Below are 22,116 nucleotides of genomic sequence, written 5' to 3' on the forward strand. Positions count from 1 at the left end.
TGTCATTCGGTGCGCGTCATCTTGAGTCGGCCATTCTTGACCGCGAAGGCCATCCGCCCTTCGACCAGGTCCACCGCGTCCCGGCCGAACTGATCGTAGCGCCAGCCTTCCAATATGGCGAGGTCGTCGCGTACGCCGGCCGCCAGCGCTTCGATATCGTCGGTGCGGGCCAGCAGGCGCGGCGCGACATTGATGTCGCGCGAGCGGATCTTGAGCAGTAGCTTCAGCAGGTCGGCGACCAGCGCGCCATCCTTGCCCAGGCCCGGCCGCTTGGGGTCCCGTTCGGGCATCTCGTCCTTGCTCAGCGGCTTGTGGCTGGCGATCGCCGCCATCAGCCGGTTGCCGATGTCGTTCGTCTTCCAGGTGGCAGACAGGCCACGTACCTTGCCCAGATCCTCCTGCACCCGCGGCGGATGGCTGGCGATGTCGGCCAGCGTCTCATCCTTGACGATGCGGCCGCGCGGCAGATTCTTGTCCTGCGCTTCCTTCTCGCGCCAGGCGGCCAGCGCCTTGAGGCGACCCAGCACATCGGCCTTGCGGCTGGCGATGCGCACGCGCTTCCAGGCTTCGGACGGATCATTCTCATAATGGCTGGGATCGCTGATCCGCTCCATTTCCTGGTCGAGCCAGTCGCCGCGCCCGGTCTTGCGCAGTTCCTCCAGCATCTTGGGGAAGATTTCGATCAGATAGGTGACGTCGCCGATCGCATAGTCGATCTGGCGCTTGTCGAGCGGCCGGCGCGCCCAGTCGGTGAAGCGGGCGCCCTTGTCGAGCTGCACGCCGAGCCAGGCATCGACGAGATTGCCATAGCCGATCTGTTCGCCAAGGCCGAGCGCCATCGCGGCGATCTGGGTGTCGAACATCGGATGCGGCGTCTTGCCGGTCAGATTATGGACGATCTCGATATCCTGGCCACCGGCATGGAAGACCTTCAGCACATCTTCATTGTCGACCATCAGGTCGAGCAGCGGCTTGAGGTCGATGCCGGGTGCCTTGGGGTCGATCGCGGCGGCTTCATGCGCATCGGCGACCTGGACCAGGCACAGTTCGGGCCAGTAGCTATTCTCGCGCATGAACTCGGTATCGATCGCGACATAGGGCGATTTGGCCATGCGGGCGCAGAAATCGGAAAGCGTCTTGCTGTCGGTAATCAGCGGATGAATTTGCATATGGTCTTCGATCTTATTATGGGCTGGCCCGCGTCCTGCGGGCTGGTCGATAGTCGACAAGGCAAGCCCATAGCCGGGCCGCAACAATTTGTCATTTCCGTAAAACGAATCTGAAAGATCGAAACGCCATGCACGCCTATCGCACCCACAATTGCGGCGCCCTTCGTGAAGCCGATGTCGGCGCGACCGTCCGCCTGTCCGGCTGGGTGCATCGCAAGCGCGATCATGGCGGCGTTCTCTTCATCGACCTGCGCGACCATTATGGCCTGACCCAGATCGTCGCCAAGGCGGATAGCGAGCCGCTGCGCATCCTGGACGGGCTGCGGGCGGAATCGGTCGTGACGATCGACGGCACCGTCGTCGCGCGCGGCCCGGAAGCGACCAACCCGAAGATGGAAACCGGCACGATCGAGGTCGTCGCCGACAGCGTGACCGTGTTGTCGACCGCTGCGGAGCTGCCGCTGCCGGTGGCGGGCGAGCAGGAATATCCCGAGGATATCCGCCTGCGCTATCGCTTCCTGGACCTGCGCCGCGAGACGCTGCACGCCAATATCGTGACGCGCACCAAGATCATCCGCGACATGCGCCGCCGCATGGAAGATGCCGGCTTCACCGAATATTCGACGCCGATCCTGACCGCGTCCTCGCCCGAAGGCGCGCGCGACTTCCTGGTGCCCAGCCGCATCCATGCGGGTAAGTTCTACGCCCTGCCGCAGGCGCCGCAGCAATATAAGCAGTTGCTGATGGTTGCCGGCTTCGACCGCTATTTCCAGATCGCCCCCTGCTTCCGCGACGAAGACCCGCGCGCCGACCGCCTGCCGGGCGAATTCTACCAGCTCGACCTGGAAATGAGCTTCGTCACCCAGGAAGATGTCTGGAACACGATGGAGCCGGTGATCGCGAGCGTGTTCGAGGAATTTGCGCAGGGCAAGCCGGTCACCCCGGCCGGCAGCTTCCCGCGCATCCCGCACGCCGAAGCTATGCTGAAATATGGCAGCGACAAGCCGGACCTGCGCAACCCGATCATCATCCAGGACGTGACCGAGCATTTCCACGGCTCGGGCTTCGGCATCTTCGCCAGCCTGGTCGAGAGCGGCAATGTGATCCGCGCCATTCCGGCGCCGGGTGCGGGGGCAGGCAGCCGCAAATTCTTCGATGACATGAACAATTGGGCACGCGGCGAAGGCTATTCGGGCCTGGGCTATATCAATATCAAGGATGGCGTCCCCGGCGGCCCGATCGCCAAGAATCATGGCGAGGAAGCGACCGCCAAGCTGATCGAGGCGCTGGGCCTTGGTCCGAATGACGGCGTGTTCTTTGCCGCCGGCAAGGAATCGCAGGCGGCCAAGCTGGCGGGCCTGGCGCGTATCCGCATTGGCGAGACGCTCGACCTGATCGACAAGGACCGGTTCGACCTGTGCTGGATCGTCGACTTCCCCTTCTATGAATATGATGAGGATACCAAGTCGGTCGATTTCGCGCACAACCCCTTCTCGATGCCGCAGGGGGGCCTGGATGCGCTGAACAATCAGGATCCGCTGACGATCAACGCCTATCAATATGACATGGTCTGCAACGGCTTCGAGATCGCGTCGGGTTCGATCCGCAACCAGTCGCCCGAGGCAATGGTCAAGGCGTTCGAGATCGTCGGCCTCAGCCAGGCGGATGTGGAAGAGCGGTTCGGCGGTCTCTATCGCGCGTTCCAGTACGGCGCGCCGCCCCATGGTGGCATGGCCGCCGGCGTCGACCGCATCGTGATGCTGCTGTGCGGCGCGCAGAATCTGCGCGAGATCACGCTGTTCCCGATGAACCAGCGCGCCGAAGACCTGCTGATGGGCGCGCCGAGCGCCGCCGAGTTCAAGCAGTTGCGTGAACTCAACATCCGCGTGGTGGAGCCGCAGGCGAAGGCATAAGCCTTTCCATCGGTCGGAAAGAACAGGGCTCCTGCCTTCGGGCGGGGGCCTTTTTCTATGCCTGCTTGCCTTACTGTATTGTTATGATAACACACGTGTCGGCAAGGGAGTGTGGCGGATGGTGCGGACGATCATGGCGATGCTGGTAATCGGGCTGGCAGCGGGCCTGTCGGCGATGGCGGTCCAGGCGGCCGGCCCCGGTTTCGATCCGAGCGCGCTCAAGGATGTGGCGGGGCCGCCCAATGAGGTAATGGTGCTGGGCACGCCCCATCTGTCCGGCTGGCCCGAGGATTTCGATGCCAAGGCGCTCGACCCGCTGATCGACCGGCTTGCGATATGGAAGCCGCAGTCGATTGCGGTCGAGTCGCTGTCCGGCCTGCAATGCGACGCCCTGCGCCGTGCGCCGCAACGCTATGCCGAAACGGTGGAAACCTATTGCTGGGATGCGACGCCAGCGCGCAAGGCGACTGGCCTGGACGTGCCGGCCGCCACGGCCGAGGTCGATCGGCTTCTGGCCGCCTGGCCAGGGCAACCGACCGCGTCTGAGCGACGCCATCTGGCTGCTTTGTTCCTGGCGGCGGAGGATCAGGGTTCGGCGCTGGTGCAATGGCTGCGCCTGGATATGCCGGAACGACATGCCGGGGATGGGCTGGATGCGGTGCTGGTGGCGCGCCTGGAAACGCTGCGCCAGCGTCGCAATGAGGAGTTTCTGATCGCGGCGCCGCTCGCGGCGCGGCTGGGGCTGGAACGGCTCGAACCGATGGACGATCACAGCGCCGACCGGCCCTATCGCAATGCCGAGGAAGAGAAGGCGGCGGGTGCGGCGATCATGAAGGCGTGGGACAATCCGGCAACCGCGCGGCGCAAGGCGGCCGATGCGGCACTGCAGCCCGGTATCAGGACGGGCGCGGGCGTACTGGCGCTCTATCGTGATTATAACGCGCCGGAACAGGCGCAGACCATCTATGACAGCGATTTCGGCGCCGCGCTCAAGGAGCCTTCGCCGCAGCGCTTCGGGCGCGGCTATGCCGGCTATTGGGAGGTGCGCAACCTGCGCATGGCGGCCAATATCCGCGATGTGTTCGCCGCCGCGCCGGGCCAGCGGATGCTGGTGATCGTCGGCGCCTCGCACAAATTCTACCTTCAGGCCTATCTCGACATGATGCACGATGTGCGGTTGGTCGACACCGACGCCGTGCTGCGCTGAGACCGCTCTTGCCCTTGAGCCTGGGCTTCGATCTAATCGGCGATCCCCTTGGAGGAGAGCGGCGCATGACCATCAATCTGTCGGATTATGAGACCGGGGCGAAGTATAAGGGCGATTATGACGCCGAATTGCTGGCGCTGCAGCATCGCCTGTCGAAAATTCAGGTTGCCCATATCCTCCACCATCGCCGATCGGTCATCATGCTGGAAGGCTGGGACGGGGCCGGCAAGGGTGGGGTCATCAAGCGGATGACGGCCGACTGGGATCCCCGCTATTATCAGGTTCACCCGATCGCCGCGCCGACGCGCGAGGAAATGGACCATCATTTCCTCTGGCGCTTCTGGACACGTCTGCCCGCCAGCCAGAATATCGGCCTGTTCGACCGCAGCTGGTATGGCCGGGTTCTGGTCGAGCGGGTCGAGAAATATGCGACAAAGGCGGAATGGAAGCGCGGCTACAAGGATATCAACGCGTTCGAGGCGCAGCAGATCGAAACCGGTACCAACATCATCAAGCTGTTCGTCCATATCACCCAGGAGACGCAGGACGAGCAACTGGCGCAGCGGCTCGACACGCCCTGGAAGCGCTGGAAGACCGGCGCCGACGATTATCGCAACCGCGCCAAGCGGATCGAATATTGGGACGCGATGCACGACATGTTTCGCAAGACCGATACGAAGGAAGCGCCCTGGAAGGTGATCGACAACAACAACCGCAAGGCCGGACGGATTGCCGCGCTGACCTATGTCGCGGATCGACTGGAGCGGCTGGTGCCGATGGACTTTCCTGCGGCTGATCCGGAAGTGGTGAAGCTTGCGCGCGAGGCTTTCGGCTATAAGGCGGCAAAATAATTACGCAAAAACAATATCTTGTAACAAAAATGTCATGAAATCCTAAGGGCTCATTTACCCTTTTTCCCTAAGCCCGGCCGTCATGTACGCGACCCTGATGCTCGACCTGCCAGACAAGGCTCCGTCCGCCGCCGACGGCACGGCTGTGCCCTTCGCGCAGCCTTGTCCCGCGATCCGGCTCGGCCAGCCGCTCAGCGATGCCGTCGATCGTTTCCAGGGGGATGCGGCGTTGCGATTATTGCCCGTACTCGACCTGGGCGACCGACCGGTTGGTGCCATCTATGAACGCGACATGCGGCGTATCCTGTTCAATCCTTTCGGTCATGCGCTGCTGCGCAATCCCAGCTTTGGCGGCCGGCTGGACGATCATGTCCGGCCTTGTGCGAGCGTCAAACGCAGCGCCAGTGTCGAACGCCTGATCGACCTTTATGCCGCCCAGGGTGCCGGATGCGAGGGACTGATCATTACCGATGATCAGGGCCGATATGCCGGTGTGGTCGGCGGGCCATTGCTTTTGAAACTCGCGGCCGAACGGGACACGCGCGACGCGCTGGTGCGGGCTCGGCGGCTGGAACAGGTGACGCGCGAGAGCGGCGCCTTCCGCCAGGATGTCGAAGCGCTGATCGGCGATCTGGTCGGCATGGCCGACATGCTGTCGGCACTCGCGGGCGAGGCCGCGGCGCGCGCGGCCGACAATGGCGAATCGGCTGCCGGCATGGCCGTGGCGGCTGCCCAGACGGCCGATAATCTGACGGGAATAGCAGCCGGTGGACAGGAATTGGGCGCCCTGTTCCAGGCGATGGAAAACCAGGTCCGTGCAGCTGGCGATGCGATCCGCGCCGCCGTCGTCCAGACCCGCGCGGGGAGCGTTCAGACGGAAGCGCTGCGGATCGAGGCCGATGGTATCGGCGCGGTCATCACCTTGATCGACGACATCGCTCGCGCGACCAGCATGTTGGCGCTCAACGCCAGCATTGAGGCGGCGCGGGCCGGGGCTGCAGGCGAGGGCTTTGCCGTGGTTGCGCGCGAAGTGAAATCGCTCGCCGGCCAGACCCGCGACGCTGCGGCAGAGGTCGGTCGGCGGATCGGCCATATTCGCCTGGCGGTAGAGGCGGTGGCGCAGGGCCATGTCCATATGGACGCGGCGATGGCGACCGCGAACGAGGTGTCGGCTTCGGTGTTTGATGCCGTGGCGCGCCATGGCGCCTTCAGCCGCGCGATCGCGGGCAGCGTGTCGGAGGCCGGTGCGTCGAGCGAGCATATTCGTCTCAGCGCACGCCAGGTCAGCGACAATGCCGGTGCCGCCGCCGCCGGCGCGCGCGATATCGGCTTGGCAGCAGGACAATTGGCGCAGGGCGCGCATCGGCTCGACGCCCGCGCCAGCGCCTTCTTGCATGCCATCCAGGCTGCCTGACGCCACGGGCACCGGTATAAAGGCACTGGCGTCGCCTGCGAATGCGGCTAGGTTCTCCTGACAATAGAAGGAGAGATGTCATGCTGGTCATGTTCGTGGGCACTGATCGTACCGAAACTGCGGTCAATCCCAGCCAGGTCACCTTCGTCTCATCCGTCCGCGACGGGACCCGGATACGGTTCGGCGAAGGCCGCAGCGTCACCGTGACCGAACCGATCGCCGAAGTGCTCGACACGCTCAATCGCGCATTACGCCCGCACGACTGATCGATCGTTCGGGGCGCCGCCCGACATACGTTCGGGGCATCGCCCGACATATCGCCACTGCGCGAGGTCCGCGCCTTTACGCGGGCCTTGCCGCCGGGCCATGGTCTCGCCTGCAAAGGAGAGGCGATGAGCCGGGATTTCGGAAACTGGGATTATATCATCCTGGGCGCGGGCAGCGCGGGATGCGTGCTGGCCAACCGGCTGAGCGCCGATCCGCGCAACCGCGTGCTCCTGCTGGAAGCGGGCGGCAAGGACGACTGGCTGTGGATAAAAATCCCGGTCGGCTATCTCTATTGCATCGGCAATCCGCGCACCGACTGGTGCCTGAAGACCGAGGCGGAGGCCGGCCTTGGCGCCCGCGCCATCGCCTATCCGCGCGGCCGGGTGATCGGCGGCAGCAGCTCGATCAACGGCATGATCTACATGCGTGGCCAGGCCGCCGATTATGATGGCTGGCGTCAGGCCGGCAATAGCGGCTGGGGCTGGGACGATGTCCTGCCCTATTTTCTGCGCGCGGAGGATCATCAGGATGGGGCGAGCGCCACCCATGGCGCGGGGGGCGAGATACGGGTCGAACGGCAAAGGCTGCGCTGGGATCTGCTCGACCGCTTCCGCCAGGCCGCCAGCCAATATGGCGTGCCCGAAACCGCCGACTTCAACGGCGGCGACAATCTGGGATCGGGCTATTTTCAGGTGACGCAGCGGCGCGGCCGGCGCTGGAGCGCCGCCGACGCCTTCCTGCGTCCGGCCATGAACCGCCCCAATCTGCGCATCGTCACCGGCGCGACGATCGATCGGGTGACGATCGCGCAGGGCCGCGCCACCGGCGTGCGCTTCCTGCTGGATGGCGAAGCCTGCACCGCGCAGGCCGATGGCGAAGTCATCCTGTCGGCCGGGTCGATCGGCAGCCCCGCCATCCTCCAGCGATCGGGCATCGGCGACGGCGCCCGGCTGGCCGCGCTCGGCATCGACGTGCTGGCCGACCGGCCGGGTGTCGGCGAGAATTTGCAGGATCATCTCCAGATACGCTGCGCCTATCGGGTGAACGGCATCGCCACCCTCAACGGCCGGGCCGGATCATGGCTGGGCAAGGCGTGGATGGGCCTGCACTATCTCGCCATCCGCTCCGGGCCGCTGTCGATGGCGCCCAGCCAGCTCGGCATGTTCGTCAAATCCGACCCGCGCCATGCCACCGCCAATCTCGAATATCATGTCCAACCCTTGAGCCTGGCCGCGTTCGGCGGCGCGCTCGACGCCTTTCCCGCCTTCACCGCCAGCGTCTGCAACCTGCGCCCGCACAGCCGGGGCGATGTGCGGATCCGTTCCGCCGATCCGCTCGCCCCGCCCGCCATCCGCCCCAATTATCTGTCCGCCGCCGAAGACCGGCAGGTCGCGCTGGAGGCGGTGCGCGTCACCCGCGCGATCGTCGGCCAGCCGGCCCTCGCCCCCTATGCGCCGCAGGAATTTCGCCCAGGGCCGGAACGGCAGGATGACGCCGCCCTGCTCGAAGGGATCGGCGCGATCGCCAGCAGCATCTTCCATCCCGTCGGCACCGCCGCCATGGGCAACGGCCCGCGCGCGGTGGTCGACCAGCAGCTGCGCGTTCATGGCCTTGCCGGGCTGCGCGTCATCGACGCCTCGGTGATGCCGACGATCACGTCCGGCAACACCAATGCGCCGACCATGATGATCGCGGAAAAGGGGGCGGAGATGATTCTCGCCGCCGCCCGTTCCTGAGCTTTCGGGCCTGAGCTTTTGCGCCTGAGTCAGCGCCCGGTCGCCGACGCCCCCGTGCGATAGCCCGGCTGGGCCGGTTCGCCGAACGCCGCCAGGATCGTGTCGAACCGGCGGGCCAGGTCGTCGCGATATTCGGGATGGGTGATGATATAGGGCTGGTCCTGCTCGACCGCGCGCACCACCGCCCGGCCCAGCCAGATCGGCTCCATCATGTTGGCGCGAATCTGCGCCAGCCGCGCCGGGTCCATCGCGCCCGGCCCGACCGTGTCGGATTCCGACATGCGGCTGCGGGTCAGGCCGGGAAACAAAGTGGAGACGCCGACGCCACGGGGCGCCAATTCCTGCCGCAGCGAATCCGACAGGCCCAGCACGCCGAACTTGCTCGCCGAATAGGCGGCGAACAGGCCGAAGGGATTGAGCCCGTTCATCGACGATGTGTTGACGATATGCCCAGCGCCGCGGTCGACCATCGCCCGTGCGAAACAGGCGATGCCATTATAGACGCCGGTCAGGTTGACCGCGACCAGCCGGTCGAAATCGGCCGGATCCATGTCGATCAGCGGCACGAAGCCCGACGCGATCCCGGCATTGTTGCAGAGAATATCCACAGGCCCGAACCGCGCCTCCGCAGCGGCCCTGGCCTGCGCCCAGCTGTCGCGGTTGGTGACGTCGATCGGCAGCGCCAGCGCATCCGTCCCCGGCGGCAGCTTCGCCACCTCCGCCTCGGCAAAATCCGCATCGATATCGGCCAGGATGATGCGCCCGCCCTTCTCGGCAAAGGCCTGCGCCATTCCCCCGCCGATTCCGCCGCCGCCGCCGGTGATGAATATCGTCCTGCCCGCGATCTGCATCCTGCTCTCCTTTATATTTACGACAATAGTGTCGCAAATTAAGGTCGGTAGGGAAAGGGGCTATTGGCCCCGGTTGTAACTGCGCGTCTCCCCCTCTGCCGCCAGCTTCTTGTCCAGCATCCCGGCGGCCCGGTCGGCATAGCGGCGGCAGGCGGTCGGATCGATGAAGGGATTGGGCATGCGCTTCGCCCGCAAGCGCGCGAGCTTGGCCGGGTCGGCCGGATCGGGATGGGCGGTGATCAACAGGTCGCAGTCCATTGCGCCCACCTTGGCGAATGTCGCGCGAAAGGCGTCGACCACCGGCCGGTGCGCCGGATCGGAAAAACTATAGCCTTCGGCGGCGATCGGATTAAGGCTGGAGCCGAAGAGGATGGTCGCGCATTGCCGCCCCTCGCAGCTTTTCCAGCGCCAGCTCATGCTGCCCATCGTATGGCCCGGCGTCGCGACGGCGGTGATGACCGTGTCGCCCAGCCGGATTGCCTCGCCATCTTTGACCGCGCGCAGCCGGCGGACGGCGGGGAAGCGCTCCAGCCAGGCCGCCTGCGGATCGGCCGGATCGATGCCGCCGGTGCGCAGCACCACGGTCGCCGGCGCGCTCGCCACCACCGTCGCGCCGCTGTCCCGCGCCAGCGCGGCCAGCCCGCCGGCATGGTCGAAATGCGGTTCGGTGCTCAGGATCAGCTTCACGTCGCGGATCGAAAAGCCCAACGCCCTGATGTTCGCCTCGACGTCGCGCACTGCCTGCGGCACCGCGCCGTCAATCAGGATCAGCCCGGCATTGGTTTTGATAAGCGCGACGTTGAGGCCGCCAAACCCGACCAGATAGGTCTGGCCATGTAGCCGGATCGGCGCCTGCGGCGCCAGCCAGCGCTTGGACGAGGCAAGCGCGATCGGTCGCAGCAATGGATCATCCGCCGCCTTCGTCCAGGCCGGGCCACCCAGAAACATCGCAGCCATGCTGATACCTACGCCCATCCAGTTGCGCATCGCTTTACCCCTATATGCTTGATGATTGGCAGAGATTGCGGGAGATACGGGCTTGCGACAAAGCATCAATTCTCGACACAGGCATTAGCTGATCTTATGCCGTTGCCATGGATCGCGCCCAATTGCCGCTCAATGCCCTGCGCGCCTTCGAGGCCGCCGCCCGGCATCTCAGCTTCACCCGCGCCGGCCTGGAACTCTGCGTCAGCCAGGGCGCGGTCAGCCAGCAGGTCGCGCAGTTGGAGGCGCGGATCGGCGCGCCGCTGTTCCGCCGCCTGCCGCGCGGCCTCGCTCTGACCGACGAGGGGCTTGCACTGCTCCCGGTCCTGGTCGATGCGTTCGACCGGGTCGGCGGCACGCTGGAACGGATCGAGGGCGGCCGGCTGCATGAAGTGCTGACGCTGGGCGTGGTCGGCACCTTCGCCGGCGGCTGGCTGCTGCCGCGCCTCGCCGATTTCGCCAGGGCCTGTCCCCATGTCGATCTGCGGCTGATGACCAACAATAACCGGGTCGACCTGGCCGGCGAGGGGCTGGACCTGGCGATCCGCTTTGGCGAGGGCGCCTGGCACGGCACCCATGCCCAGCCGATCCTGCGCGCGCCGCTCGCTCCGCTCTGTACGCCCGCTCTCGCCGCCCGCCTGGCCGATCCCGCCGCGCTCGCGCGCGAGCCGCTGCTGCGCTCCTATCGCGCCGACGAATGGCCGCGCTGGTTCGCCGCCGCCGGGGCGCCGTGCCCGCCGCTGCGCGGGCCGATGTTCGATACCTCGATGCTGATGGTGGAGGCGGCCCGGGCAGGTCTTGGCGTCGCGCTCGCCCCGGTCGCGATGTTCGCCGCCGATTTGCAGGCCGGGCGGCTGGTTCAGCCTTTTCCTGAGAGCGTCGATGTCGGCGGCTATTGGCTCACCCGCCTGTTGTCCCGCCCCGACAGCCCCGCCATGGCCGCCTTCCGCGCCTGGCTGGCGGATGCTGTCCTACAGGGCTGATCGCCCCTATGATGGGGGCGGCCCGCGCAAGGATGTTATGGGGGTTGGAAATTCTATGTCGAAATGTGCGGGAAATATGGGAAGTTAAGCTATCATAATCCTATTGCGGATAGCTGATCGCCATCACCTCATATTCCTTCTCGCCGGCGGGCAGATGCACCCGGCGCAGGTCGCCGATGGCCGCCCCGCGCAGGGCACGGGCGATCGGGGATCCCCAGCCGATCCGGCCGGCGCCGGCATCGGCCTCGTCATTGCCGACGATCGTCACGGTGCGATGATTATCATCCTCGTCGGCGATGGTGACGGTCGCGCCGAAATAGACCCGACCCTTGTCGGGCTGCTGGCGCGGGTCGACGACCTTGGCGTCCTTCATCTTCTTCGACAGGCGCTTCAATTGGCCGTCAATCTCGCGCATCCGCTTGCGGCCATAGAGATAGTCGCCATTTTCGCTGCGGTCGCCATTGCCCGCCGCCCAGCTCACCACCTCGACGATGCGCGGCCGCTCGACGCCCAGCAGATGGTCATATTCGGCGCGCAGCTTCGCAAAGCCCTCGGGGCTGATATAATTGGGATAGGGCGTGGTCATGCCGCCCCTTATCCACAGCCTTGCCCGACGCGCAAACCGGAAAGATCAGCCCGGCGTCTGCTTGCCCAGATAGCGGCTGAGCACCGCATTGCTGCCCTTGAACTTGGCCCGTTCCGGGTTCATCGCCTCATAGACGACGGCATTTTCCAGCACCCGCTGGACATAGTTGCGCGTCTCGAAGATCGGGATCTGCTCGATCCAGCGCAGCATGTCGGCGCCCGGCAGGCGCGGGTCGCCATTGGCGGCGATCCAGCGGTTCACATTGCCCGGCCCGGCATTATAGGCGGCGACGGCGAGCGGATAGCTGCCGCCATAATAGTCCAGCATGCGCTGGAAATAGCCCGACCCCAGCATGATGTTGTAGCTGGGATCATTGAGCGAACCGGCGTCATAGCTCAGGCCCAGCTTGCCCGCTTGCTCCCGCGCCGTGCCCGGCATCAGCTGCATCAGGCCGCGCGCGCCGGCATGGCTGACGATCTGCTTGTCGAACTGGCTTTCCTGCCGTGCGATCGCATGGACCATCGTCCAGTTATATTGCGCCGTCGGCGGCACCGGCACGCGCGGGAAGGCACTGGCGCCATAGCCGGTCAGGCCGTTGGACACAGCCCGGCGGCCGACCATCACGCCCATGTCGGGGCGACCCAGATTCTGCGCCAGTTCGGCGGCCAGGAAATGGTCGCCATCGCTGTCGGCGCCATTGGCGATGGCGCGGACGAACTTGCTCTGGTCCTCCCAATAGCCCATCTGGCCCAGCGCCTTGGCCGCGCGCACCACTGACCGGTTGTTGAACTCGGCCCGTTCGGAGGCCGAAATCGACACCGCCCGTTCGGGCGGCGGCGGCACCGGCCGGCCCAGCCGCTCCAGCGCGAGCTGGCCATAATATTGATCGGGGAATTGCGCCGACTGATTGAAATAGCTGTTGGCGCTGGCGGCATCGCCCGCCTGCAATGCGGCGCGACCGGCCCAATAATAGCCCTTGGCCTGGACCTGGGGCGACTTGCCGCCGGTGGCATAGCGGCGGAACATCGCCACCGCATCGGTCGGCCGGTTGAGATTGTAGAAGGCGGTCGTGCCCGCCAGCCAGGCAAGACTGGTATAATCGTCGCGCTCGCCGATCGGCCGGGTCGATACGTCGGTGCCCGGCGCATAGGCGTCGTCCAGCTTGCTGGCGATGCCATAGGCAAAGCTCCACTGGCTGTCGTTCGCAGCGGACCGTGCCTGGGTCAGCAGGGCCTCATACCATTTTTCGGCATTGCCGGGGCGGAAGCTCAGCAGCTGGCGGTTGGCCAGATATTGACGCCCGGCGATCCAGTTGCCGCTGTTGAGCAGCCAGGTCGCCTTGTCGGCGATGAAGCCCGCATCGCTGGCGCCGCCGATCGGTTCGGCCGTCTGCATCTTGATCGCGGCGTCCGGCGACTTCTGACGAAAGGCGATGCGCGCGTCATAGATCGGGCGGCGGGCCGGGCTGACATAGGCCAGCATGCGCATCGCGCCGATCGTATCATTGCTCCACAGCAACACGTCGGCGCGCTGGTCATGGTCGGCCACGGTAAAGCCCGATCCGAACAGCGACAAAAGCCGCGCTTCGTCGGTCGGGCTCAGCGTGCCGGTGATCCAGGCCGTGCGCGCGGCGACCCGCGCCTCGTCCATCCGGCCCAGCTGCATCAGCGCCACCGCATTGCGCGCATGGCCGGTCGCGGTGCGCGCCGGGAAGCGCGCGAAGAACGCCGTCACCTGGCGCGGATCAAAGCTGTCGGGGTTGATCCCGGTCTCGGCCAGCCGCCGCATCCGGTCCTCGCCCGGCCAGCCGGGATTGGCGACGATGAAGCTGGCATAGGTGGAAAAGCCCAGGCCATCGCTCTGCTGCAAGGCGCGCCATTGGCTGATCGTGCCGGCGATCGAGGGATCGGACGGCATGCCGACCCGGCTTGCTGCCTGATTCCAGGCGCTGGGCTGAGTCGAGCCCGGCTGGCCCGGCAGGGGCTGCACCATCGCCTGGGCATAGACGGTGGGGGTTTCGGTCTGGGCGCCGGCACCGGCGGTTGCGAGCAATAAAGCAATGACAGGCATGCGGATCAGGTAACTTTCGACAGTTCCGGGCTTCGGCATGCTGGACATAATCGCTATTGCATCCTTATCAGGCCCTGAATGACGCGCTATAGCGCGCCGCTTGCCCGATCATGCCCCGGTCGCCCGGAGAATTGAAGGAGTTTAATGATGTTTTCCGGGTCGATTCCAGCCCTGGTGACCACTTTCCGCGACGGAGCGGTGGACGAGGCCGCCTTCCGCGCCCTGGTCGACTGGCAGATCGAGGAAGGGTCGAGCGCGCTGGTTCCCTGCGGCACCACCGGCGAAAGCGCGACCATGACGGTCGAGGAGCATAATCGCGTCATCGCCATCTGCGTCGACCAGGCGGCCGGCCGCGTGCCCGTGATCGCCGGTTGCGGATCGAACGACACCCGCATCGCGCTGGAACATATGTATGCGGCGCAGGCCGCTGGCGCCGACGCGGCGCTGGTCGTCGCCCCCTATTACAACAAGCCCAATCAGGATGGCGTCTATCAGCATTTCGCCTATCTGGCGCAGCGCTGCGACCTGCCGATCATACTCTATAATGTTCCCAGCCGCACGATCACCGATATCGGCGTGCCGGTGATGCACCGGCTACGCCAGGAATATCAGTCGATCGTCGGGATCAAGGATGCCACCGGGAATCTGGGGCGGGTCACCGCGCAGCGCCTCGCCTGCGGCCCGGATTTCTGCCAGCTTTCGGGGAATGACGAAACCGCGCTTGGATTCAACGCGATGGGTGGCCGGGGCTGTATTTCGGTCACCGCCAATGTCGCGCCGCGCCTGGTCGCCGATTTTCAGGCGGCCTGCGCCGCGCATGATTGGGATGGTGCCCTGGCGCTGCAGGATCGTCTCTATCCCCTGCATGACGCGCTGTTCAGCGATTCTTCACCCGGGCCTGTCAAATATGCGCTTACCCGCGTACGGCCCGACATGCCCGGCGAGCTTCGGCTGCCGATTACCTGGCCATCGGAATCGAGTCGTTCGGCGGTCGATCGCGCGCTGGAGATCGCCGGTCTGGTTTGACGCGCCGGCGTCCCTATATGATGAATTGAGTTAAGCAGCAGAACATGGCCCGCCCCCGCCCCGCAACCTTCGACAAGAAGAAGATCGTCGCCGAGAACCGGCGCGCCCGTTTCGATTATTTCATCGAGGACGTGTTCGAGGCCGGCATCGCGCTGCAGGGCACCGAGGTGAAGGCGCTGCGCGCGGGCGAGGGCAACATCGCCGAAAGCTATGCCGAGGTGAAGGGCAACCAGGTGTTCCTGGTGAACAGCAACATCCCCGAATATAGCCATGGCAACCGCGAAAATCACGAGCCCAAGCGGGTCCGCAAGCTGCTGCTGCACGAGCGCGAGATCGAGAAGATGCACAGCGCCGTGTCGCGCAAGGGCATGACGCTGGTGCCGCTGATGGTCTATTTCAACAGCACGGGGCGCGCCAAGATCGAATTGGCCCTGGCCAAGGGCAAGCAGAATCACGACAAGCGCGACACCATCAAGGACCGCGACTGGAAGCGCGATCAGCAGCGCATTATGAAAGCGCACGGCTAATCCATGGACAATCGCTTCTCCCGCTGGTGGCACGCCAATGCGCCGACCCGTGAATCGCTGGAGAAGAGCCGCGTCCTCGCCCCCGTCGCCCACCGTGTGCTGGAACCTTCGCTGTGGCGCTTCACCCGCCGGTCGGTGCCGCGCGGCGTGGCGCTCGGCCTGTTCGTCGGTATCTTCCTGCTGATCCCGGGCGTCCAGATTGCCGGCGCGGCGCTCTTCGCCCTGCCGTTTCGCGCCAACATTCCGGTGGCTGCGGCCATGACTTTCCTGTCCAACCCGGCCACCACCCCGCTGATCCTGATGGCATCGGTGTGGCTGGGCAATTGGATACTGGGCCGCAGCGCCGATGCCTCCGGCTTCATGGCCCTGGTCGACGGCCATGCCTCGATCGGCCAATGGTGTGCCTGGCTTTTTTCCGAAGCCGCGCCGGCCATGTTGCTGGGCCTCTTCCTCATCTCGCTTGCCTGTGCCGTCGTCGGCTATGTCAGTGCCGACTGGTTCTGGCGCCGTCGCATGGGTCGTAAGTGGCAGGCGCGTAAATTGAGGATTGGCAAGCGCACCGAAAGCGGCGCATTGGAAGAAGTCGCTCCGATCTGACGGATGGCGTCATGGTTCCATTGTAAAGGCTTAAGGGGGCGCCGGGCATGGCCGCGCGGGTAAAAAGGGATGATGATGCGTGGATGGCACCGCCGCCATCCCGCGCCTTCCTGCCGCTGCTGATATTGGCTGCGCTGCTGTCGGCGGCGATCGTGCTCTATGCCATTGGTGACTGGGCGCTGGCGGCGGGTTTCGCCGCGACCGTCGTCACCATCGCCGCTTTGCTGGCCTGGTATCGACGGCTTTATCCTGCGCAGATTTCGGACCGCGATGCCGTACCTGACTGGACCGTCGCCCGCGCCGCTGCAGATGCTTCCAGCATGGCGATCGCCGTCACGGACCGGGGCGGGCGGCTCGTTTGTGCCAGCGATCTGTTTGGCGAATGGTTCGCCGGCTATCCTTCACCGCCTGCCGTTACGGCCGACATGGTGTTGACGGACAACCTGACCGCGGCGGCGCGGGCGGCCTGGCGCGACGGCGAGGCAAAGGTCGAAGGCATTGCCCATGGCGCCTTGCGCCTGGATATCGACATTGCGCGAACGGGCCGGTCGGAAGACTATCTGCTGTGGCGCTTCACCCCTGTGCGCCAGCCGAGCGCCTTGGATGATGTCCATCGCCTGTTGACCGGCGAGGCGGGGCGCCAGTTGGGCGAAGCGGGCATCATGGGCGTGATGATCGGCGGCGAAGGGCGCATTCGTGCTGCAAACGGTGCCTTCCTGTTGCGCGCGGCGGGGCGCATCGATGCCAATATCACCGGCCGTGATTTTGCCGCCCATATGCGGGTGGATGACAAGGGACGGCTGTTCCTGGCGCGCGAGGAGAGCGGCGGCCTGCCGCTGCGCTTGCTGCAGGTGCCGCTGCGCCGGGCGAGCCAGCCGGGCGGGATGCAGAATGGCGCGCAGGACGGCCCGATGCTGCTGCTGCTGATCGACGAGCCGGCCGGCGGCGGCGGTACGTCGGCGCTGTCCTATATCGAAACCTTGTTGTCGCTCTTGCCGTTCGGTCTGGCGATGGCCGATCGCGACGGGCGTGTGCTGTTCGTCAACAATGCCTTTGCCCGGGCGGCCGGGCTGAAAGGGGGCGACAAGCCCAGCTATCCTGGCGACCTGGTGGTGCGCGAGGATCAGGCGGCGGTGGCCGATGCGGTGCGCCGCTTTGCCGTGGGGCCGCAAATGTCGGGCGATATCGCGGTGCGCATGCGCGATCAGCCCGAAGAACCGATCGCGCTCAGCCTGGCCGGCGTGCGCGGCCTGGGGGAGGCGGCGGTGCTGCTCAGCCTCAAGGACAATAGCGAGGAGAGCAAGCTCAAACGGCAGGTGGCGCAGGCAACGAAGATGCAGGCGATCGGCCAACTGGCCGGCGGCGTTGCCCATGACTTCAACAATATCCTGACCGCCATCATCGGCCATTGCGACCTGATGCTGATGCGCCATACGCCGGGCGACAGCGATTATGACGATATCCAGCAGATCAAGTCGAACAGCAATCGCGCGGCGGGTCTGACTCGCCAGTTGCTGGCCTTTTCGCGTCAGCAGACGCTGCGGCCACAGGTGCTGCAACTGCCCGACATCGTCGCCGACGTATCGAACCTGCTCAAGCGCCTGCTCGGCGAGAAGGTGAAGCTGGATGTCAGCCATGGCCGCAACCTGGGCGCCGTGCGCGCCGACCCGGGCCAGCTCGAACAGGTGATCGTGAATCTGGCGGTCAATGCGCGCGATGCCATGCCCGAAGGCGGCACGCTCAATATCCAGACCTATGGCGTGCCCGCTAACAAGGTGCGTGACATGCGCCAGCAAATCCTGCCGGTGGGCGATTATACCGCGCTGCGTGTGTCCGATACCGGCCTTGGTATCCCGCCCGACATCCTATCCAAGATTTTCGAGCCCTTCTTCACCACCAAGGAACTGGGCAAGGGGACGGGGCTGGGCCTGTCCACCGTCTATGGTATCGTCAAGCAGTCGGGCGGTTATATCTTCGCCGAATCGGAACTCGGACGCGGCGCCAGTTTCGTCATCTACCTGCCCGTCTATGCCGGCGCCGACGCGGATGCGGAACAGGCCGCCAGCAGGGCAAAGGCGCCGGTCAAACGCAGCGAGACATGGGGAACCGGCACGGTGCTGCTGGTCGAGGACGAGGATATGGTGCGGGCCGTTGCCGAACGGGCGCTGGTACGCCAGGGCTATAAGGTGTTGACCGCCAGCGATGGTGAGCAGGGACTGGAAGTTCTGGCCGGCGGTGAGAAGATCGACCTGCTGATCTCCGACGTGGTCATGCCCAATATGGATGGTCCATCCATGGTGGCGCGCGCGCGCCGCAATTTCCCTGACCTCCCCGTGCTGTTCATGTCGGGCTATGCCGAGGAACAATTGCGCAAGTCGATCGATATCGCCAACGTCGCCTTCCTGCCCAAGCCATTTTCCGTCAACCAGTTGGCGGAAGCGGCACGGGATGCACTGGGCACGGTGCCGGCGCCGGAATGAACTTCTTGGCGCCCAGGCGATTATGCTGGGCAAGGCTTTGCTCTTTGTTTAGCGAAGGGCGCAAATCACGGGGACCGCAGCATGGCCGACAGCAAATCCATCCTGATCGTCGAGGATGAAGCGATGATCGGCATGATGCTGGAAGATTATCTCGATGCGTTGGGCTATCGGCTACATGCGGTGGCAGCATCGGTTGATGAGGCCTGCGCGCATGCCCGCGAGGGTGGGTTTGATGCGGCGCTACTCGATTGCAATCTGCAGGGGGAGAAGAGCTGGCCCGTGGCCGACATATTGGCACAGCGGGCGATACCCTTCGTGTTTGCGACCGGGGGCATGGCGGATGATTTGCCGCCCGTCCATGCTGATCGGCCAACCCTGGCCAAGCCCTTTACCATCGGTGCGGTGGAGCGTGCGCTGGGCAAGGTTCTGGCCGACTGAAAGAGGGAAATAGGAAATTTCCGTTCCCCTCTTGTTCTTGTGGAACAAAGGGGATACATCATGGGCAGGCGCCGAGAGAATCGACGCGATCCGCTTGACAGGGGATAGGCCGATGACCGCAATGCTCTCACTCATAGATTCCAAGAAGACGGGGACAATGGACAGACAAAAGGCATTGGAGGCGGCGCTCGCCCAGATCGATCGCGCCTTCGGCAAGGGTTCCGCCATGAAGCTGGGCTCGCGTGAAAAGATCGAGATCGAAGCGATTTCGACCGGCTCGCTCGGACTCGACATCGCGCTCGGCATCGGTGGCCTGCCCAAGGGCCGCATCATCGAGATTTACGGCCCCGAAAGCTCGGGCAAGACGACGCTCGCGCTGCATGCCATTGCCGAGGCGCAGAAGGCTGGCGGTACTGCCGCCTTTGTCGACGCCGAACATGCGCTTGATCCCGGCTATGCCAAGAAACTGGGCGTCGACATCGACGAACTGATCGTGTCGCAGCCTGATACCGGTGAGCAGGCGCTGGAGATTGTGGACACGCTGGTCCGCTCCAATGCCATTGATGTGCTGGTGGTGGACTCGGTGGCCGCCCTGGTGCCGCGCGCGGAAATCGAGGGCGAAATGGGCGACAGCCATGTCGGCCTGCAGGCGCGTCTCATGTCCCAGGCGCTTCGCAAGCTGACCGGCTCTATCTCGCGTTCCAAGTGCATGGTGATTTTCATCAACCAGGTGCGCATGAAGATCGGCGTGATGTACGGCAATCCGGAAACCACGACCGGCGGCAATGCGCTCAAATTCTATGCCTCGGTTCGCCTGGACATCCGGCGCACCGGCCAGATCAAGGATCGTGACGACATTGTCGGCAACACGACCCGGGTGAAGGTGGTCAAGAACAAAGTCGCTCCGCCTTTCAAGCAGGTCGAGTTCGACATCATGTATGGCGAGGGCGTTTCCAAGCTCGGCGAAATTCTCGACATTGGCGTCAAGGCCGGCATTGTCGAAAAATCGGGCTCCTGGTTCTCCTATGACTCGGTCCGCATCGGTCAGGGTCGCGAAAACGCCAAGACCTATCTCAAGGAACATCCCGAAATGGCGGTGCGTCTGGAAAAGGCGATCCGTGGTAAGACCGAAGAGGTTGCCGAAGGGATGATGACCGGACCCGAAGCGGAGGATGACGGCGAATAAGCGGGGCGTGCGGCGCCCGGCCAGATCAACCGGACGCCATGATCCCGTGATACCGCCCGCCTTGGTTTCACGCACTGAAAAGGCCCGTTGCCCGATCCGGCGCAGCGGGCCTTTTACCGTTGTGATGAGGGGATCTGGCCGGACGCTCTGCGACAGATTCTGCTCAGCCGGTACGGGACTTCGCGCTGCAACATCGTCAGGATGAACATATGGCGAGTCGCACGATCAAATCGGGCGCGCCTTTATAGAAAGATCCCGCATGCGTCTCGCGATCGAAGCGACCCTTGATTATGAATTTGCTGAACCAACCGATGTTCTGCTGGCGGTGGAGGCGGCTGCGATGGCGGATCAGCATATTGTCGAACAGTCCCATATCATCGACAATGCCGGGCCGCTGACCAATCTGATGGGGGGCAGCGCGATTGGCCGACGGACCTGGACGCGCAGCGGTACGGGCCGGATGCTCAGCCGTTACAAGGCGTTGGTCGATGTGGCCCGCACGCCGCCAGACCTGTTCATGCTTGCCAAGGCGCCACTGCCCAGCTTGCCGCAGGACGTGCTGCCCTTCATCTGGCCCAGCCGCTATTGCGAGGCGGACCGCTTTGTCAGCTTCGTCTGCAGTCATTTTCAGGGGTTGGATGGCGGCGCCCTGGTGCAGGCGCTGGTCGGCTGGGTGCATGACAATCTGCAATATGTGCCCGGCAGTTCGGATATCACCACCACGGCGGCCGACACGTTCGTCGCCCAACGGGGCGTGTGCCGCGACTTTGCGCATCTGACCGCTGCGCTGATTCGATCGCGCGACATTCCGGCACGGCTTGTGTCGGTCTATGCTGCCGACCTCGATCCGCCTGATTTCCATGCCGTGGTGGAAGTATGGCTGGATGGAGCCTGGCATCTGGTCGATGCCACGGGACTTGCGCCGATCGATGGCATGGTCCGCATCGCGGTTGGCCGCGACGCCACCGACATAGCCTTCATGACAATCTTCGGCGGCGCACAGATGAATGCCCAGTCGATCCAGGTGACCAGAATAACGGAGGATGGCTAGGCCGGTTCGGCTGCCTTCAGCCGCGCGGCCGCATCGTCGAACGCCGCCCAGCTGATCTGGGCCAGGCTGGCGCCGATGCTGCAACGGCGCACGCCCAGCGCCGCCAGCGCGGCGATGCCGGCCGTGTCATAGTCATGGATGACGACATTGACCGGCTTGGGCGCGACCGCCGCGAGCAGTTCGGCGACGGCGCCATGGTCCAGCAGGAAGGGCACGAACAGGCAGTCGGCCCCCGCCTCCGCATAGGCGACGGCGCGGGCGATGCTCTCGCTCGGCGCCATGCCGGGCACGCGGAAATTCTCGCTGCGTCCAACCAGCATCAGCGCCGGATCGACCCGGTCGATCGCTTCGCGCGCGGCCGTGATCCGCTCCACCGCCAGCGGCAGGTCATAGAGGGCGCTGCCCGACCAGTCCTCGATCGACAGGGCCGCAATGCCGGTCTGCGCCGCCAGCGTCACATTGGCGGCGACATCCTCCGGCGCATCGGCGAAGCCATTTTCGAAATCGGCATTGACCGGCAGGTCGGTCGCCGCGACCAGCAACTCCAGATGCGCCAGCACCGCGTCGCGGCTCAGTTCGCCGTCATCCTTGCCCGCTGCCCAGGCCGCGCCGGCACTGGTCGACGCGATCGCGCGAAAGCCCAGCTTCGCCAGTCGGACCGCGCTGCCCGCGTCCCAGGCATTGGGCAGCAGGAAGAAACCATCCTGATGCAGGGCACGGAAATCGGCGCGTTTGCGGGCGGTGTCGGTCATTAGGAAATCCTTCTTTGTCCTCTGGATT

The 22,116-nt window shown here is 64.9% G+C and carries 20 protein-coding genes; 14 read left to right on the plus strand and 6 right to left on the minus strand.

Features of this window, described 5'->3' with window-relative positions; translation table 11 throughout:
- Positions 1–2: 2 nt before the first annotated feature.
- Positions 3–1,169 (minus strand): ribonuclease D, encoded by a 1,167-nt coding sequence (gene rnd / locus PMI04_RS03330; protein WP_037487458.1) that lies wholly within the window; start codon positions 1,167–1,169, stop codon positions 3–5.
- A gap of 128 nt (positions 1,170–1,297) precedes the next feature.
- Here rnd and aspS point away from each other — a divergent pair, with 128 nt between their 5' ends.
- From aspS to PMI04_RS03360, 6 genes are all read left to right on the plus strand, one after another.
- Positions 1,298–3,082, plus strand: coding sequence for an aspartate--tRNA ligase (gene aspS / locus PMI04_RS03335; RefSeq protein ID WP_007715142.1), 1,785 nt, complete (start codon positions 1,298–1,300; stop codon positions 3,080–3,082).
- 118 nt (positions 3,083–3,200) lie between these two features.
- Complete coding sequence (locus PMI04_RS03340; protein ID WP_007715141.1) at positions 3,201–4,289, plus strand: DUF5694 domain-containing protein; 1,089 nt, start codon at positions 3,201–3,203, stop codon at positions 4,287–4,289.
- A 65-nt stretch (positions 4,290–4,354) separates the two neighbouring features.
- Positions 4,355–5,140 (plus strand): hypothetical protein, encoded by a 786-nt coding sequence (locus PMI04_RS03345; protein WP_007715138.1) that lies wholly within the window; start codon positions 4,355–4,357, stop codon positions 5,138–5,140.
- A gap of 82 nt (positions 5,141–5,222) precedes the next feature.
- Positions 5,223–6,554: a methyl-accepting chemotaxis protein gene (locus PMI04_RS03350; RefSeq protein WP_007715136.1), complete on the plus strand. Its 1,332-nt coding sequence runs from the start codon at positions 5,223–5,225 to the stop codon at positions 6,552–6,554.
- An 80-nt stretch (positions 6,555–6,634) separates the two neighbouring features.
- Positions 6,635–6,820, plus strand: a complete 186-nt coding sequence (locus PMI04_RS03355; protein WP_007715133.1) for a hypothetical protein — start codon at positions 6,635–6,637, stop codon at positions 6,818–6,820.
- A 126-nt stretch (positions 6,821–6,946) separates the two neighbouring features.
- Positions 6,947–8,557: a GMC family oxidoreductase N-terminal domain-containing protein gene (locus tag PMI04_RS03360; RefSeq protein ID WP_007715131.1), complete on the plus strand. Its 1,611-nt coding sequence runs from the start codon at positions 6,947–6,949 to the stop codon at positions 8,555–8,557.
- A 29-nt stretch (positions 8,558–8,586) separates the two neighbouring features.
- On the opposite strand, the gene PMI04_RS03365 is transcribed toward PMI04_RS03360, so the two are convergent.
- Both PMI04_RS03365 and bla read right to left on the minus strand, forming a co-directional pair.
- On the minus strand, positions 8,587–9,408 hold the full coding sequence (locus PMI04_RS03365) for an SDR family oxidoreductase (protein ID WP_007715130.1): 822 nt from the start codon (positions 9,406–9,408) through the stop codon (positions 8,587–8,589).
- A gap of 60 nt (positions 9,409–9,468) precedes the next feature.
- On the minus strand, positions 9,469–10,395 hold the full coding sequence (gene bla / locus PMI04_RS03370; RefSeq protein ID WP_007715129.1) for a subclass B3 metallo-beta-lactamase: 927 nt from the start codon (positions 10,393–10,395) through the stop codon (positions 9,469–9,471).
- 107 nt (positions 10,396–10,502) lie between these two features.
- Between bla and PMI04_RS03375 the strand changes: the two genes are divergently transcribed.
- On the plus strand, positions 10,503–11,375 hold the full coding sequence (locus tag PMI04_RS03375; protein ID WP_007715128.1) for a LysR family transcriptional regulator: 873 nt from the start codon (positions 10,503–10,505) through the stop codon (positions 11,373–11,375).
- A gap of 100 nt (positions 11,376–11,475) precedes the next feature.
- Here PMI04_RS03375 and greB read toward each other — a convergent pair whose 3' ends face one another.
- Together greB and PMI04_RS03385 are read right to left on the minus strand one after the other, a co-directional pair.
- Positions 11,476–11,961 carry a transcription elongation factor GreB gene (gene greB, locus PMI04_RS03380; RefSeq protein WP_007715127.1) on the minus strand — a complete coding sequence of 162 codons (486 nt, stop codon included), beginning with the start codon at positions 11,959–11,961 and terminating at the stop codon, positions 11,476–11,478.
- Positions 11,962–12,006: 45 nt separating this feature from the next.
- Positions 12,007–14,079, minus strand: coding sequence for a lytic transglycosylase domain-containing protein (locus tag PMI04_RS03385; protein WP_007715126.1), 2,073 nt, complete (start codon positions 14,077–14,079; stop codon positions 12,007–12,009).
- Between the two features lie 99 nt (positions 14,080–14,178).
- Between PMI04_RS03385 and dapA the strand changes: the two genes are divergently transcribed.
- From dapA to PMI04_RS03420, 7 genes are all read left to right on the plus strand, one after another.
- Positions 14,179–15,057 (plus strand): 4-hydroxy-tetrahydrodipicolinate synthase, encoded by an 879-nt coding sequence (dapA, locus tag PMI04_RS03390; RefSeq protein WP_007715124.1) that lies wholly within the window; start codon positions 14,179–14,181, stop codon positions 15,055–15,057.
- 44 nt (positions 15,058–15,101) lie between these two features.
- A complete protein-coding gene (gene smpB, locus PMI04_RS03395) occupies positions 15,102–15,584 on the plus strand; it encodes an SsrA-binding protein SmpB (RefSeq protein ID WP_007715121.1) in 483 nt (160 codons plus the stop codon).
- Positions 15,585–15,587: 3 nt separating this feature from the next.
- Positions 15,588–16,181, plus strand: coding sequence for a DUF2062 domain-containing protein (locus tag PMI04_RS03400; RefSeq protein WP_007715119.1), 594 nt, complete (start codon positions 15,588–15,590; stop codon positions 16,179–16,181).
- A gap of 47 nt (positions 16,182–16,228) precedes the next feature.
- Positions 16,229–18,661, plus strand: coding sequence for an ATP-binding protein (locus PMI04_RS03405; protein ID WP_283184848.1), 2,433 nt, complete (start codon positions 16,229–16,231; stop codon positions 18,659–18,661).
- An 81-nt stretch (positions 18,662–18,742) separates the two neighbouring features.
- A complete protein-coding gene (locus PMI04_RS03410; RefSeq protein ID WP_007713675.1) occupies positions 18,743–19,099 on the plus strand; it encodes a response regulator in 357 nt (118 codons plus the stop codon).
- A 112-nt stretch (positions 19,100–19,211) separates the two neighbouring features.
- Entirely contained in the window at positions 19,212–20,285 is a 1,074-nt protein-coding gene (gene recA, locus PMI04_RS03415) for a recombinase RecA (RefSeq protein ID WP_007713673.1), read from the plus strand.
- 259 nt (positions 20,286–20,544) lie between these two features.
- Positions 20,545–21,336 carry a transglutaminase family protein gene (locus PMI04_RS03420; protein ID WP_007713671.1) on the plus strand — a complete coding sequence of 264 codons (792 nt, stop codon included), beginning with the start codon at positions 20,545–20,547 and terminating at the stop codon, positions 21,334–21,336.
- On the opposite strand, the gene PMI04_RS03425 is transcribed toward PMI04_RS03420, so the two are convergent.
- Positions 21,333–22,088 (minus strand): isocitrate lyase/phosphoenolpyruvate mutase family protein, encoded by a 756-nt coding sequence (locus tag PMI04_RS03425; RefSeq protein ID WP_007713669.1) that lies wholly within the window; start codon positions 22,086–22,088, stop codon positions 21,333–21,335. The two genes, PMI04_RS03420 and PMI04_RS03425, sit on opposite strands and share 4 nt — an antisense overlap.
- Positions 22,089–22,116 lie beyond the last annotated feature (28 nt).

The sequence above is a fragment of the Sphingobium sp. AP49 genome, assembly GCF_000281715.2.
Lineage (GTDB): Bacteria > Pseudomonadota > Alphaproteobacteria > Sphingomonadales > Sphingomonadaceae > Sphingobium.